Source organism: Bombilactobacillus sp. ESL1197, assembly GCF_058107145.1.
In genome coordinates, this window is record NZ_JBYLTY010000002.1 from 199,192 (window position 1) to 214,674 (window position 15,483).

Here is a 15,483-nt window from a genome sequence, read left to right on the forward strand (position 1 = left end):
ATGTACTGGAACTAAGTTAGTTAATCCATAAAAAAAGAGTAACTTAATCAAAAGTTACTCTTTTTTAGCTTTCGAAGGTGAATCTAACGCAGCCGTTAAAATCCAGAAAAGAATCGTAAATACAATAGAAATAATTAAGGCGGTCATCGGTTGGTATTGGGTGCTAGTTAAAGCTGCTCCCATATAACCTAAGATTTGTCCGTAGATTAAAATCCAAAATAAACTAGTGAAATATCTCATCTTATTCATCTCACTTTCATAATTGGATTTTACCACAAAATTCACTTTATTTGCGTGAAAACTCATGGAAATTTAAGATAAAATAGTTAAAGAGGTGAACTGGCTAATGACAACGCAGTTGCAAGTTTTAAGTAGCTATTCTTTATTACAAAGTACCATTCGCTTGCCACAATTAATTCAGCAAGCAAAACAATTGGGATATCAATCAGTTGCTCTAACAGATGTTAACGTGACCTATGGTTTGGTAGACTTTTATCGGTTAGCTGAGCAAAATCATTTACGCCCGCTATTAGGGATGACGTTGTTAATTCCCGGGTTATTAGATCAAGAAAATGATTATCCACTAATTGTGCTTGCCAAAAATGTTCGTGGATATCATAATTTATTAAAATTATCTACGCAAATTCAGACACAAACGACGGCGCTAGATTTGACACAATTTTCCTCATTATTAACGGATTTAGTCTTAATTGTTCCTCAGGGGCGCAGTGAATTAGAAGTTTTATTAACGCGCCATCAACAACAAGCACCCGAATATTTACAACGGTTACAGCAAATCAAACCCCATGATTTGTATGTTGGTTTAGATTTACGTAATTTTACAACAGAGCAAATTAATTTACGGCAGCGGTTAAGTCAACTACAAAATTTGGCTTGTGTGATTTTAGATGATGTTCAATACTTGCAACCCCAAGATGCTTTTAGTCAAGAGGTATTGCAGCATGTAGCAACAGGAGATAAGTTGACGACGACAACTAATACGCAAGATCATTCGTTACGTTCAGCCCAAGCTTGTCAAAAGCAATGCCTTAATTTGAATTTACAAACAGCTTGGCAGCAAACTTTAGCATTAGCACAAGAATGTCAAGTCGAATTACAGTTTCAACGCACCCAGTTACCTCATTTTGCCACGCCAAAACATTTAACTGCTGCTCAATATTTAACTGAGCTAGCGCGAGCAGGATTAAAACAGTATTTTGCGCCCCAATCCATTCCAAAGAATTATCAGCAGCGGTTAGCATATGAATTACGAGTTATTAACCAAATGGGTTACGCGGATTATTTTTTGATTGTTCGAGATGTTGTGCAAAAAGCACATCAATTGCAGATTCTAACCGGACCAGGGCGGGGCTCAGCAGCTAGTTCGTTAGTCAGTTTTGCTTTACAAATTACCCAAATTGATCCTTTAAAATATGATTTATTATTTGAACGCTTTTTAAACCCAGAACGCGTTGATATGCCAGATATTGATTTGGATATTCCTGATAATCGCCGGGAAGAACTAGTGCAATATATGCAGCAAAAATATGGTCAAGAACACATGGCGCAAATCATCACGTTTGGTACTTTTGCAGCTAAACAGGCCTTAAGAGATGTAGGACGTGTAATGGGATTGAGTCAGGTTGAATTAAAGCGCTGGTCTCAAGCAATTCCGCAGCAATTGGGGATTAAATTGGCTACAGCTTATCAACAATCTTCAGCGTTACGGACTTTGGTGGGACAATCTAGTCAAAATCAAACTCTATTCCAGGTAGCACAGCAAATTGAAGGCTTACCACGACATTTTTCGACCCATGCTGCAGGGATTGTCTTGAGTCAACAACCATTAACGGACACCGTCGCTTTACAAGCGGGGGGAAGTGAAGGTACTTGGTTAACTCAGCAAACGAAGGGTAATGTGGAAGCTTTAGGACTTTTAAAAATTGATTTTTTAGGTTTACGTAATCTGACAATTTTGGCGCAAGCTTTAGAATTAGTTCAGCAATCTCAACAAGTCACAATTGCCCCCATGCAAATTCCATTGAATGATCCAGACACTTTGCAACTTTTTAAAACGGCCCAAACAGACGGTATCTTTCAATTTGAATCGCGCGGCATTCGTTCGGTTTTACGCCAATTAAAACCTGATGATTTTGCTGATATTGTGGCAGTTAATGCTTTGTATCGTCCTGGTCCCATGCAAAATATTGCCCATTTTATAGCGCGCAAACATCATCAAGAACCTATTACTTATCCTGATGATTCCTTGAAAGAAATTTTACGACCCACTTATGGTATTTTGATTTATCAAGAACAGGTTATGCAAGTGGTAGCGCAAATGGCCGGTTTTAGCTTGGCCCAAGCGGATTTATTACGCCGTGCTATTGCCAAAAAAGATAGCCAAATTATGCAACAACAGCGGCAACAATTTATCCAACAAGCCGTGAGTCGCGGTCATCAATTAAAAAATGCACAGCAAGTTTTTGAATATATAGAAAAGTTTGCTAATTACGGTTTTAATAAAGCTCATTCGGTAGCGTATAGTCAATTAGCTTATACGTTGGCTTATTTAAAGGTTCATTATCCGCAGGCTTTTTTTGCAGCTTTATTAAACGCTAATTTGAATAGTGATAAAACTATCATTTATTTACAAGATTTACGACAACAAAAGATTAAACTGCTCAGCCCCGATATTAATTTAAGTACCCTCAATTTTACGATTGAACAGCAGAGTTTACGTTTTGGGTTATTGTTTATTAAACACGTTCGTCGTGATTTTTTGCAAAATATTTTGCAAGTTCGACAACAAGGTCAATTTACAAGTCTGTTAGATTTTGTCAAACGAATTGATGAACGTTTTCGCAATGTAGAACTGATTACGCCGTTGATTAAAAGTGGTTGTTTTGACCGCTTACATGAAAATCGCAGACAAATTGTTGACCAGTTACCGGATCTCTTGGAAAGCTTACATTTGGCGCATAATAGTATTTCTTTGTTTGATGTTTTAAAACCCAAAGCTAAAAAAATTCCAGATTATAGTCATTTGGAAAAATTGGATCAGGAACAACAATATTTAGGTAGTTACATTTCGGGACATCCGGTTGATAAATACCAGACTTTAAAGTGGCTGTATCCCATTGTTTCTAGCCAACAATTGGTCGTTGGTCAAACGGCCAATATTTTGCTATTTATTCAGAATATTAAAGTGATTCGAACTAAAAAAGGGCAACAAATGGCTTTTGTAACCGGAAGCGATCAGTTAGGAACTCTTAAAGTGACGGTCTTTCCCCGCACTTTTCAAACGATAGATTTAATTAAAAATCAGGTGTATCTAATGCGGGTGAAAGTTACCACCGATCAGCAGCAACGCCCAGAATTAATCGCTGATAAAATATTCAAAGCAGCTCCGTTATTAAAAAAGGTGCCGCCACATCGCGTTTTTGTTAAATTTCAGAAAAAAGATCCAAAACATATTAAAAAATTAATGACTTTAACCCAAAAATATCCCGGAGAGACGCCAGTAATTGCTTGTTTTTCTGAAAATAGTGAAAATTTTTTATTGAATCGAAAATATTGGATTAAATACGATGAACAAAGCCGCAATTCGTTAATTCAGGCCTTCGGCAAAACTAATTGTAGTTATCAATAAAGCAACTTTTCTGGAAAGTAGTACTGTTTTTTTTCGAAAATAATGGTATATTTTGTATGTAGTTTCATTAACTGTGAGGTGTGATGATGAAAAAAATTGGTGTCATGACTAGTGGTGGCGATGCGCCCGGAATGAATGCCGCTATTCGTGCGGTAGCGCGGCGAGCAATGTCACTAGGCTTTGAAGTGTACGGGATTAATTATGGTTATGCTGGATTAGTCGCTGGTGATATTTTTAAGATGGAACGTTCTGACGTTGGTGATATTATTACGCGGGGCGGTACTATGCTGTATTCTGCTCGTTATCCAGAGTTTGCTCAAGTTGAAGGCCAACTTAAAGGAATTGAGCAATTGAAGAAGTTTGGTATTGATGCGCTAGTGGTTATCGGCGGTGATGGTTCTTATCACGGTGCTTTGCGTTTAACCGAGCATGGCTATAATGCGGTTGGGTTACCAGGAACCATTGATAACGATATTCCGTATACTGATTTTACAATTGGGTTTGATACTGCAGTTAATACTGTAGTGGAATCCATTGATAAAATTCGTGATACTGCGGCTAGTCATGAACGAACTTTTGTGATTGAAGTGATGGGCCGTGGTGCTGGTGATATTGCCTTGTGGGCTGGTGTCGCTGGTGGTGCTGATGAGATTATTATTCCCGAAAAAGAATTCGATATTGCCCAAATTGCGCAAAATATTCAAGCTTTACGGGCGCGTGGCAAAAAGCACACAATTATTGTGCTGGCTGAAGGAGTCATGCATGCCGATGAATTTATGGAGCAATTAAAACAATATGGTGATTTTGATGCTCGAAGTACAGTCTTAGGTCATGTCCAACGTGGTGGTTCCCCGACAGCTCGTGATCGCGTACTTGCTAGCAAAATGGGAGCTTATGCGGTTGATTTGTTGGCTGAAGGTAAAGGCGGAATTGCTATTGGTACAGAAAATAATCAATTAACCTATCATCCAATGACCGATTTATTTGACGAAAAACATCAACCAGATTTAAGCTTATACGGTATAAACAAGTCTTTAGCTAAGTAATATTTTCTGGTATGCTAATTAAGTTGTGTGATTAATTTATTTGAGGAGAAAATTAATGAAAAGAACTAAAATTGTTAGTACTTTAGGACCTGCAAGTAACGATGTTGAAACAATTTCTAAATTGATTGAAGCAGGTGCTAATGTCTTTCGCTTTAACTTTTCTCATGGTGACCATGAAGAACATTTGTCACGGATGAAAATGGTTAAAGAAGCTGAAAAGTTAACTGGTAAAATCGTTGGTATTATGTTAGATACTAAAGGTGCAGAAATTCGGACGACTGTTCAAGAAGGCGGTAAGTTTGAAGCTCATACTGGTGATGTAATTCGCGTTTCGATGGATCCTGATTTTACAGGTAATCCTGAAAAAATTGCAGTGACTTATCCTGGTTTATATGATGACACTCATGTTGGTGGTCACGTCTTAATCGATGATGGTTTGGTTGATTTAAAGATTACTGAAAAAGACGAAGCTCATAAAGAATTAGTTACTGTTGTACAAAATGATGGTGTTATTGGTTCTAAGAAGGGTGTTAATGCGCCTGGCGTGGAAATTCGCTTACCAGGTATTACCGAAAAAGATACTGATGATATCAACTTCGGTTTAGATCACAACATTAACTACATCTCTGCTAGTTTTGTACGGAAAGCTCAAGATGTGTTAGACATTCGTGAATTATTAGAAGCTAAGCATCAAGAACAAGTTCAAATTTTCCCTAAAATTGAATCACAAGAAGGTATTGATAACATTGATGAAATCTTAAAGGTTTCTGATGGTTTGATGGTTGCTCGTGGTGATATGGGTGTGGAAATTCCATTTGAAAACGTCCCATTTGTTCAAAAAGATTTAATCAAAAAGTGCAATGCTTTAGGTAAGCCGGTTATTACTGCTACACAAATGTTAGACTCGATGCAAGAAAATCCACGTCCTACACGGGCTGAAGTTACTGATGTTGCCAATGCTGTGTTAGATGGTACTGATGCCACAATGTTATCTGGTGAAAGTGCTAATGGTGATTATCCTGTGCAAGCTGTTGATGCTATGAGCCGCATTGATGTACGGACACAAGAACAACTTGATGGTGCCAATACTTTAGCTTTACAACGTTTTGAAGAATATAAGGGTTCTAACGCAACAGAATCCATTGGTGAATCTGTAGTGCGGACAGCCCAAGAATTAGGTATCAAGACGATTGTTACAGCTACTAATTCTGGTTATACAGCACGGATGATTTCTAAATATCGTCCAAGTGCGGATATTTTAGCCGTTACTTTTGATGAAAAAGTTCAACGTGGTTTGACAGTTAACTGGGGTGTTTATCCAGTTGTTGCAGATCGTCCAGAAAACACAGATGAAATGTTTGACTTAGCAGCGCAAAAAGCTCAAGAATTAGGCTTTGCTAAGGAAGGCGATTTGATTTTAATTGTTGCTGGTGTGCCAGTTGGCGAAAGTGGTACAACTAATTTGATGAAAGTTCAATTAATTGGTTCTAACTTAGTCAAAGGCCAAGGCGTTGGTGATGAAACAGTAATTGGTAAAGTAACTGTTGCCCATAGTGCTCAAGAAGCTATTGATAAAATGAGTGATCAAGATATCTTGGTTGTCGAAAATACTGATAAAGACTATTTCCCAGCTATTGAAAAAGCTAGTGCCTTAGTGGTAGAAAATGGTGGTTTAACATCTAATGCTGCAGTCGTGGGAATTGCTTTAAGTATTCCAGTTATTGTTGGTGCTCAAGATGCTACTAAGTTAATTAAAGATGATGAAGTTATTACTGTTGATTCACGTCGTGGTAATGTTTACCGTGGTGCTTCGAACTCACTTTAAAGTTCAATTAATTAATTAGTAAAAAAGTAGGATTAATTTCCTGCTTTTTATTTTGCCTTCAAATTGTCACTAAGAGTCGCCAAGCAAGAAAGACGATTATATGGTAAGATGTTGAATATTGAGGAGATTTTATGGAGAGTTGGTTATTTTTAGCTATTATCTTAGTAGTAGCTTTTTTAAGCAAAAATAATTCATTATTAATTGCTACATTAGTGGTATTAATTTTAAAAGCTTTACCGCAAACGGGGCATTTACTGGGTGTGATTCGTTCACAAGGAATTAATTGGGGGGTCACTGTCATTTCGGTTGCCATTTTGGTTCCGATAGCCACTGGAGAAGTGGGTTTTCGTGATTTGATTAATGCTTTTAAGTCACCTGCAGGTTATGTAGCTGTGCTTTGTGGAATTCTCGTTGCTATTTTGTCCGCTAAGGGTGTTCACTTACTGTCGGCGTCTCCAGAAATGACGGTGGCGTTAGTTTTCGGTACGATTGTGGGAGTGGTCGTTTTTAAAGGTATTGCTGCTGGCCCAGTTATTGCTTCAGGCATTGCATACTGTATTTTAACGGTGTTAGCGAATATTGGAATTAAATAAAATGAGGTGCTAACTTGGAATTACAAGATTTATTAGGAACTATTCAAACTGGTCAAGTCATTGACCAAAATCAAAATGCTTATTTTGTCTCAATTGCAGGACAAACGTTTCAAACACCTAAAGAACAGGTTGAAAAACCAGTTGATAATTTACAAGGTTATCTGTATGAAAATAAGGCCCACAAATTAATTTTAACGCCACAAATTCCCACTGTTGGTGTAGGGAGTTTTGGTTGGGGCGAAGTAGTTGATGTGCGGACTGACTTAGGAGTATTTGTGAATATTGGCTTGCCCGACAAAGACTTAGTCGTGTCATTAGATGATTTACCAGAACTCAAAAAATTGTGGCCGCAAAAAGGTGATCGCTTATTATTAAGTGTAAAAGTTGATCGCAAAAATCGCATGTGGGGCAAGTTGGCTGATGCTAATATTTTTCAACAAATTAGTCGCCGCGCTAATCAAAATTTACAAAATAAAAATGTTCAAGCTACTGTTTATCGTCTTAAGATGAGTGGCACCTTTGTTTTGACTAATGATTATCATTTGGGCTTTATTCATCCTAGTCAACGAGAAGTAGAACCTCGTTTAGGTCAGGTAGTTAAAGCGCGCGTCATTGGTAGTAGTTTTGATCATTTAAATTTATCACTGAAACCGCGGGCTTATGAAGAGATTGGTGATGATGCGGCTATGGTTTTGGCTGTGTTAAAGCATCAACCTAATTTTGATTTGCCATATAACGATAAGAGTGATCCCCAAGAGATTAAACGCTATTTTGGTATTAGCAAGAGCAGTTTTAAGCGGGCTTTGGGGCATTTGTTAAAGCAACAGTTAATTGAACAAACTGCTACAGGAATTGTTCTTAAAAATAAAGAGTAGACACTTATGTTAGTTAAGTATAGTCATAATTATCAAAAAATTGCGATGGGCTTTTTATCGTATATGCCAGAGTTGAAAGATTTAGATCATGTGCGTATGGAATTGCAATTATATAATGACAATCAACAGCATCAATTGTTTTTGTATAAACCTCAACAAAATACGGATTTTATTGGGGCGGTAGCATTAGAAGTGCAGCCACAAATTATTTTGGTGCGTTATATTTCGTTGAGTCCCGCCGAGCGTTCACAACAGATAATGTTTCAGATTTTGGATGAAGTTCAGGAATATTATCCAGATGATAAAATTATGGGCAGTATAGAACTAACACCACTAATCATACGCTGGCAAAAAAATAGCTGAATGCTGCGGGATTGCTAATGCTAAAGTTATTTCATGGCGTACGACTTGAGCTTTTAGATCATTAATTGCTTTGCTCCGGTATCAAAAAATATTAGGTGGTCAGTAGTGGAACAACTAGAGTTAATTTTAACTGATTTTCAGGGTCCCCTGGATTTGTTATTACATTTAATTAAAAAATCACAAATTAATATTTACGATATTCCGATTGCCGCAGTGACGCAACAATATTTAGATTATCTGCATCGAATGCAATCTTTGCAGTTGGATATTGCGGGTGATTATTTGGTTATGGCGGCGACCTTGATGCGGATTAAAAGTCAATTATTATTGCCGCAAACTCCGGTATTTGATGATGATTTGGCAGAGGATGTAGTTGACCCTAGAACAGATTTGGTCGCTCAATTATTGACTTATCAAGCTTATCAGGCGACTGCTCAAGATTTACAGGAATTAGAACATCAACGTCGGCAGTTGTATAGTCGCCCTCCAAGCACAGTTGCGGCTCCGCATCAGCGGAGTTTGCGACCAGGAACTTATTTTGGTAATGACTTAGCATTATGTTTGGTTAAATTATTAGATCGGTTGCAGCAACAAACTGATTTGGCGCAATTGCCGTTTTTAGAAACTATTTCGGTGACGCAAGCGCAAGAGCAAATTATGCAACAATTGCAGCAGAAACACCAATTAACTTTTCAGCAATTGTTGCAACAGAGTGCTCAGGTTGAAGAAGTAGTTACCAAATTTATGGGATTATTGGAATTAGTTAAAGATCAAACGGTTTTAGTCACACAAATTGATTATCAAAGTGATATTTTGGTAAAGTTGAGGTAAAAATAAGTGCAGCAAGAATTAATCGTCTTGTTATTTGTCGCGGGTGAGCAGGGTTTATCCTTGCAGGATTTAGCCACTTTATTAAACAAAGACTTAGCCAGTGTGCGGCAACAATTGTCCGACCTAACTGAAGTCTTAGAGACTACTGACCAGTATCCTTTGATAATTAAGCAATTTGGTGAGCAGTATCAGTTATTAACCAAAGCTAAATATCATGATTTGTTAGATCAATATTGGCAGACTGAGCAAGCTAATAAGTTGAGTACTGCTGCACTAGAAGTTGTAGCAATCATTGCTTATCAGCAACCGGTCACACGCATTGAAATCGATGAGATCCGTGGTGTGAAAAATAGTAGTGCGACTTTACAAACATTGCTTGTCCGGCAACTAATTAAAGTGACAGGCCATAAAGATGCCCCCGGACGTCCCATGATGTATGGTACTACGAAGGAATTTTTAAATTACTTTGGATTAACATCGTTGGCAGATTTACCACCATTAGCGGCATTTCAAGAACAAAATTTGGATCAGCAAGGAAATGTTGATTTATTTTCAAAAAAGGATAGAGACGAATGAAACAGACAGAACGATTGCAAAAATTGATTGCCAATGCGGGAGTTACTTCGCGCCGGAAAGCAGAAGATTTAATTACGGCGGGGAGAGTGCAAGTTAATGGCAAAGTAATTCGCGAGTTAGGGAGTAAATTTTCCACACACGACTTGATTGAAGTCGATGGCGTAGCGATTGAAAAACGGCCCAAAGTCTATTTGTTATTTTATAAGCCACGCGGGGTGATTTCATCGGTTCATGATGAAAAGGGACGCAAAGTAGTAACGGATTATTTTAAAGATATTATTGATACGAGAATTTATCCAGTAGGACGTTTGGATTATGATACTTCCGGTTTATTACTAATGACGAATGATGGCGATCTAACTAACCATTTATTACATCCAAGTAATCAAGTTAATAAGGTTTATATTGCTAAATTATCTGGGATTGTAACTTCTCAAGCGTTAGAACAATTACGACATGGAGTTAAGATCAAGGGCCGTAAGACTGCTCCAGCTAAATCGGAAATTATGAGTATTGATCGTCAACGGCAAACTTCACTAGTAAAACTAGTGATCCACGAAGGCATGAATCATCAAGTTAAGGAAATGTTTAAACAAGTCGGCTTTAATGTGGTAAAATTAAGACGAGAGCAAGTTGGATTCTTAACGTTAGATGGTCTAGTATCTGGCGACTGGCGCTTTTTGACGCAAGATGAAGTCAAAGCTCTTAAAAAATTATAATAAATATCGTTTTCAAGGCAAGGTGAAATTCCTGACCGGCGGTGATAGCCCGCAACCCAGCAATGGTGGATTTGGTGTAATTCCAAAAGCCGATGGTATAGTCCAGATGATAGAAAACGCAAGATCATTATTTAATGGTCTCATTTGCCTTGCAACGATTTGTTGGAGGTCTTTTTTTATGGAAAGAAGTAAGTTAGCGCACAATAAAGTCATTGGTGGTGCTTTATTAACCGCTTTGGCAACTTTAGTAATGTATATTGAAATTCCATTGATTCCAGGCTTTTCTTTTTTGAAAATGGATGTTAGTGATGTTGTGGTGTTATTGGCCTTTGGTCTTTATGGAATGTCGACCGGAACGTTAGTAGCTTTTTGTAAAGTATTATTACATTGGGTGTTAATGGGAATGAATGTAGCTAGTTTAATTGGTGATTTTTCATCACTCTTGTCTAGCTTGGCATTTATTATTCCGATTGTTTTGTTACTGCGTAACGATCATGCTAATTGGTTAGCTTACGGTTGTGGAACTTTGAGTTTAACTATTGTGCTGTCTTTGGCTAACTACTTTATTTTAATGCCCTTATATATGACCGTTCTGAATTTTCATATCGGAATGCCGGTGGCAAAATACGTATTATTTGGGGTTGTGCCATTTAATTTAGTTAAAGGTGTTATTAATTCGATTTTGAGCATTTTATTAACTAGACGTTTAAAATTTTGATAAAAAAATCTTCAGTTTTTTCTTTTTTAATGAAATTTATCCATTTAACTGGTAAACTTAATAGTTATTAGAGGTGAGATTAATGAGCGATAAAAAACCTAAACTTTGGGAAGCAACATTTGGAGATTCTGCTGATCAAAAAGATACATCATCTGTGACAGACTCTACAACGCCAGAAACTTCTGCAGAGTATTCACGGGTTCAACGTAAAGAAACTCAAAAAAGTAATAAGGTTTTGGTTTGGTCATTAGTGATCGTGCTACTGGCAATTATGTGTTTGCCAATTGTTTGGTCGGCTGTTTCAGCCGGTCATCAAAAGACGGCAGTTGATAGTACTAGTCAAGTGGCAGTTAGTTCGAAGCCTAAAAGTACTGCAACTCATAAAAAAGCAAAAAAGCAAAAAGCTAAAAAAGTAGCATCACATTTGAATCAGTCGACCAATAAAAAATCTGAATCTCCATCTGATAAGACTGCTAAGGAAACTACAACTAATCAGCCGGAAACTACTAATACACAACAAAGTCCAACGAATAATACCGCTGCAGCTGATAATAATACTGCCGAGCAGGCTAATACTAATCAGCAAGCAACTACGGCAGCAAGTTCTTCGGCAACTAATTCTTCTTATTATGTTGTACAAGCTCATGATAATGCTTATCGAATTGCACTTAATCATGGGATGACAACTCAGCAGTTATACCAATTAAATGGAATGTCTAGTAACACCGTGTTACGACCAGGGATGCGCTTGCGTGTTCACTAAATTTTGAGAGGCTGGGAGCAAAAGTCATCAAGTAGTTGAATGAAATTTTTAAGTCTAAAACTGAATGAAAGACTTTAAAATCGTTAGACTCAAACTGCTGACTTTTGAAACACAATAATGACTGAATGTTCATTTTGTTAGATGAGTATGAGTCTTATTGGCCCAACCTCTTTTACTGTTATTAGGAGTGCTTAAATGCAAATAGCTATTGATGGACCAGCTTCTGCTGGTAAAAGTACAATTGCAAAAGCAGTTGCACAAAAATTAAATTTTTTATATGTTGATACGGGAGCTATGTATCGCGCAGCCACTTGGTTAGCGACGCAATTGCAGCTTGATTACGGTGCTGAAGCTGCAATTGTTCAAGCGTTGCAAGCCAATCCAGTTACTTTTCGATTAGAAAATCAACAACAGTTAGTTTACGCCGGTCAAGAAGATGTCACGGCGGCAATTCGGACACCAATCATTGCGCAAAATGTTTCACAAGTTTCGGCGTTACAAGGGGTACGGACATTGTTAGTGCAACAACAACGAGCATTGGCACAAAACAACGATGTAGTCATGGATGGCCGAGACATTGGAACGGTGGTCTTACCCCACGCACAAGTTAAAATTTTTATGACAGCGAGTGTTCAAGAACGTGCACAGCGGCGTTATCAAGAAAATTTAACTCGTAAAATTACCACACCTTTAGCCCAAATTGAAGAAGAGATTACGCAACGTGATTATAAAGACTCTCATCGAAGTATTTCACCATTAATTCAGGCGAAAGATGCGCAAATTCTTGATACGACTGGCTTGAACATTGATCAAGTTATTGACAAAGCACTGCAAATTATTCAAATAAAATTAAAGAATTAATTAATAGCACTGGTAATTGAAGTGATTTTACATTAAGATAGATTTCGAACGATGGCGAGGAGGATGTAAAAATGGCTGAAGAGAATAACAGCATAAATCCCATGGAGCAAGCGCTTGATAGTTTTGATCAAGTACAAATTGGCGATGTGGTTACCGCGGAGGTATTATCAGTTGAAGACAATCAACTGGTTGTAGGTATTGATAATTCTGGAGTTGAAGGAGTTGTCCCACTGCGTGAACTAACTGCAGATCGGAAGGCTGATATTCATAAGCTGGCACAAGTTGGCGATAAATTAGAATTATTAGTCGTGCGGCATTCTGCGAGTGACAAAGAAGACGGTAGTTTTATTTTATCTCAACGCCGTATTGAAAATCAAAAAGCCTACGCTAAAATGGCTGATTTGATGAATCAAGATACTACAGTTCAAGGAAAAGTTACCGGAACTGTCAAAAGTGGTTTGTTAGTTGAAGTGGACGGTTTGCGTGGTTTCATTCCGGCTTCGATGATTTCAGATCATTTTGTTCGTGATTTAAAGCCTTACGTTGGCCAAACTTTAGATTTGAAAATTATTGAAGTGCAACCAGCTAAGAATCGCTTTGTTTTATCACATAAAGAAATTGCAGCTCAAGAAAAGAAGCAACGTGAAGCTGAAGTTATGGAACGAATCTTACCAGGTGATATTATCGAAGCTAAGGTTTCTCGTTTAACTAGTTTTGGCGCCTTTATTGATTTAGGCGGTATGGACGGCTTAGTTCATGTTTCACAAATTTCTTATGAACGAGTTAATCAGCCAGCTGATGTTTTAGAAGTTGGGCAAGAGGTTAAAGTTAAAGTTTTAGATGTTGATAAAGAACGTGGACGAATTTCTTTGTCTATTAAAGCTGCACAACCAGGACCTTGGGAAAGTGTTTCCGAAAAGATTGCCGTTGGTGATGAAATCGATGGTGTCGTCAAACGCTTGACTGATTTTGGCGCCTTTGTTGAAGTCTTACCAGGGGTTGAAGGATTAGTTCATGTCTCCCAAATTTCTTGGAATCATGTTGATAAGCCAGCTGATGTTTTACAAGTTGGTCAACAAGTTCACATGAAAGTCTTAAATGTCGATCCAGAGCAAAAGCGTTTAGGTCTGTCAATTAAAGAATTAACGGAAAATCCGCATGCTAAAAAAGAAGCTGAATCTCAAGAAGAAGAGATTGATTACACTTTGCCTGATGAAGAACGTGGTTTTGCTTTAGGTGATATTGTGGATGATGAAAATTCTCAAAATTAATCAAACTTATTGTGCAAAAGCTGACTCTTTGGAGCCAGTTTTTTTGATTAAATAATTTTAAGAAGGTGAAAATATGGCAATGCCAGTAGTGGCGTTAGTTGGACGCCCCAACGTTGGAAAATCTACCCTATTTAACCGAATTGCGAGTGAACGAATCGCTATTGTTGAAGATACTCCTGGAGTAACTCGCGATCGGATTTATACGCATGCTGAATGGCTAAATAAACAATTTACGGTGATTGATACAGGCGGAATTACTTTAGAAAATACAACGCTCAATCAAGAAATTAAAAGCCAAGCAGAAATTGCCATCGACGAGGCTGATGTCATTGTGATGGTTGTTGATGGTCGGGTGGGCGTCGTCAAGGAAGATGAAACGGTAGCTCATATCTTGTTTCAAGCTAAGAAGCCCGTCGTTTTAGCAGTTAATAAGGCCGATAATTTAGAGCAGCGTCAAGATATTTATGAATTTTATACGTTAGGTTTAGGTGAACCATTCCCCGTTTCCGGAGTTCATGGTACAGGTTTGGGAGATTTATTAGATCAAGTGGTTCAAAGTTTTCCTGATGACCAATTAGTTGATGAAGATCCTGCTATTAAATTTAGCTTTATTGGACGACCGAATGTTGGTAAGTCGTCATTAGTTAATGCCATTTTAGGCGAACAGCGTGTAATTGTTTCCAATATGGAAGGGACGACACGTGATTCGATTGATACCAGTTTTGTTGATGATGAAGGCCAATTGTATACGATGATTGATACTGCGGGCATTCGTAAACGTGGTAAAGTATATGAAAACACGGAAAAGTATTCAGTGATGCGGGCTATGCGCGCGATTGATCGTAGTGATGTAGTCGTTATGGTGATTGATGGCGAGCAAGGGATTCGTGAGCAAGATAAACGAGTTGCTGGTTTAGCGCACGAAGCTGGTCGTGGGGTCATTATTGCGGTTAATAAGTGGGATGCTGTCCAACATAAAGATCAAAAAACGATGCAAGAATTTACAGATTATTTGCGCCAAGAATTTCGATATTTAAATTATGCACCAATTGTTTTTGTTTCAGCACTGAAAAACCAACGCTTAGATCAAATTGTTGAACTAGTAACGGCAGTTTATGAAAACCAAAATCGGCGGATTCAATCGTCATTGCTGAATGATTTATTGTTAAAAGCCACTGCAATTGCGCCAGCACCAACTGTGAAAAATAAACGGTTGCGGCTATATTATTTGACGCAAGTTGCGGTTAATCCACCAACCTTTGTCGCTTTTGTGAATGATCCCGAGCTCTTTCATTTTTCGTATGAGCGCTTTATTGTTAATCAGTTACGGGAAATGTTTGATTTTACTGGTACGCCGATTAAGATCATTGCGCGAATGCGGAAATAGACTGTT

15 protein-coding genes and 1 riboswitch are annotated in these 15,483 nt (G+C 37.9%); of the genes, 14 read left to right on the forward strand and 1 reads right to left on the reverse strand.

Features of this window, described 5'->3' with window-relative positions; translation table 11 throughout:
- Positions 1–54: 54 nt before the first annotated feature.
- The gene (locus AC3B6B_RS06610) at positions 55–240 is read right to left on the reverse strand and encodes a YjzD family protein (RefSeq protein ID WP_489757900.1); all 186 of its coding nucleotides are present in this window, start codon (positions 238–240) and stop codon (positions 55–57) included.
- Positions 241–346: 106 nt separating this feature from the next.
- On the opposite strand from AC3B6B_RS06610, the gene dnaE reads away from it, so the two are divergent.
- The 14 genes from dnaE to der all read left to right on the forward strand — a co-directional run bounded on the left by dnaE (position 347) and on the right by der (position 15,477).
- Positions 347–3,649: a DNA polymerase III subunit alpha gene (dnaE, locus tag AC3B6B_RS06615; protein WP_489757901.1), complete on the forward strand. Its 3,303-nt coding sequence runs from the start codon at positions 347–349 to the stop codon at positions 3,647–3,649.
- 86 nt (positions 3,650–3,735) lie between these two features.
- Positions 3,736–4,695: a 6-phosphofructokinase gene (pfkA, locus tag AC3B6B_RS06620; RefSeq protein ID WP_489757902.1), complete on the forward strand. Its 960-nt coding sequence runs from the start codon at positions 3,736–3,738 to the stop codon at positions 4,693–4,695.
- A gap of 55 nt (positions 4,696–4,750) precedes the next feature.
- On the forward strand, positions 4,751–6,520 hold the full coding sequence (gene pyk, locus AC3B6B_RS06625) for a pyruvate kinase (RefSeq protein ID WP_489757903.1): 1,770 nt from the start codon (positions 4,751–4,753) through the stop codon (positions 6,518–6,520).
- Positions 6,521–6,651: 131 nt separating this feature from the next.
- A complete protein-coding gene (locus AC3B6B_RS06630) occupies positions 6,652–7,113 on the forward strand; it encodes a DUF441 domain-containing protein (protein ID WP_489757904.1) in 462 nt (153 codons plus the stop codon).
- 14 nt (positions 7,114–7,127) lie between these two features.
- Positions 7,128–7,988 carry a CvfB family protein gene (locus tag AC3B6B_RS06635; RefSeq protein ID WP_489757905.1) on the forward strand — a complete coding sequence of 287 codons (861 nt, stop codon included), beginning with the start codon at positions 7,128–7,130 and terminating at the stop codon, positions 7,986–7,988.
- Positions 7,989–7,994: 6 nt separating this feature from the next.
- A complete protein-coding gene (locus AC3B6B_RS06640; protein ID WP_489757906.1) occupies positions 7,995–8,351 on the forward strand; it encodes an N-acetyltransferase in 357 nt (118 codons plus the stop codon).
- Positions 8,352–8,456: 105 nt separating this feature from the next.
- On the forward strand, positions 8,457–9,182 hold the full coding sequence (locus AC3B6B_RS06645) for a segregation and condensation protein A (protein ID WP_489757907.1): 726 nt from the start codon (positions 8,457–8,459) through the stop codon (positions 9,180–9,182).
- 6 nt (positions 9,183–9,188) lie between these two features.
- A complete protein-coding gene (gene scpB, locus AC3B6B_RS06650) occupies positions 9,189–9,758 on the forward strand; it encodes an SMC-Scp complex subunit ScpB (protein ID WP_489757908.1) in 570 nt (189 codons plus the stop codon).
- Positions 9,755–10,477 carry a pseudouridine synthase gene (locus tag AC3B6B_RS06655; RefSeq protein ID WP_489757909.1) on the forward strand — a complete coding sequence of 241 codons (723 nt, stop codon included), beginning with the start codon at positions 9,755–9,757 and terminating at the stop codon, positions 10,475–10,477. The genes scpB and AC3B6B_RS06655 overlap by 4 nt, the downstream gene beginning before the upstream one ends.
- Positions 10,478–10,481: 4 nt before the next feature.
- Positions 10,482–10,599, forward strand: a riboswitch (FMN riboswitch).
- Positions 10,600–10,655: 56 nt separating this feature from the next.
- Complete coding sequence (locus AC3B6B_RS06660; protein WP_489757910.1) at positions 10,656–11,195, forward strand: ECF transporter S component; 540 nt, start codon at positions 10,656–10,658, stop codon at positions 11,193–11,195.
- An 82-nt stretch (positions 11,196–11,277) separates the two neighbouring features.
- Positions 11,278–11,958, forward strand: coding sequence for a LysM peptidoglycan-binding domain-containing protein (locus tag AC3B6B_RS06665; protein WP_489757911.1), 681 nt, complete (start codon positions 11,278–11,280; stop codon positions 11,956–11,958).
- A 195-nt stretch (positions 11,959–12,153) separates the two neighbouring features.
- Positions 12,154–12,819: a (d)CMP kinase gene (cmk, locus tag AC3B6B_RS06670; protein WP_489757912.1), complete on the forward strand. Its 666-nt coding sequence runs from the start codon at positions 12,154–12,156 to the stop codon at positions 12,817–12,819.
- A 71-nt stretch (positions 12,820–12,890) separates the two neighbouring features.
- Positions 12,891–14,090 (forward strand): 30S ribosomal protein S1, encoded by a 1,200-nt coding sequence (gene rpsA, locus AC3B6B_RS06675; protein WP_489757913.1) that lies wholly within the window; start codon positions 12,891–12,893, stop codon positions 14,088–14,090.
- Positions 14,091–14,163: 73 nt separating this feature from the next.
- Positions 14,164–15,477 carry a ribosome biogenesis GTPase Der gene (gene der, locus AC3B6B_RS06680; RefSeq protein ID WP_489757914.1) on the forward strand — a complete coding sequence of 438 codons (1,314 nt, stop codon included), beginning with the start codon at positions 14,164–14,166 and terminating at the stop codon, positions 15,475–15,477.
- The last annotated feature ends 6 nt before the right edge of the window (positions 15,478–15,483 follow it).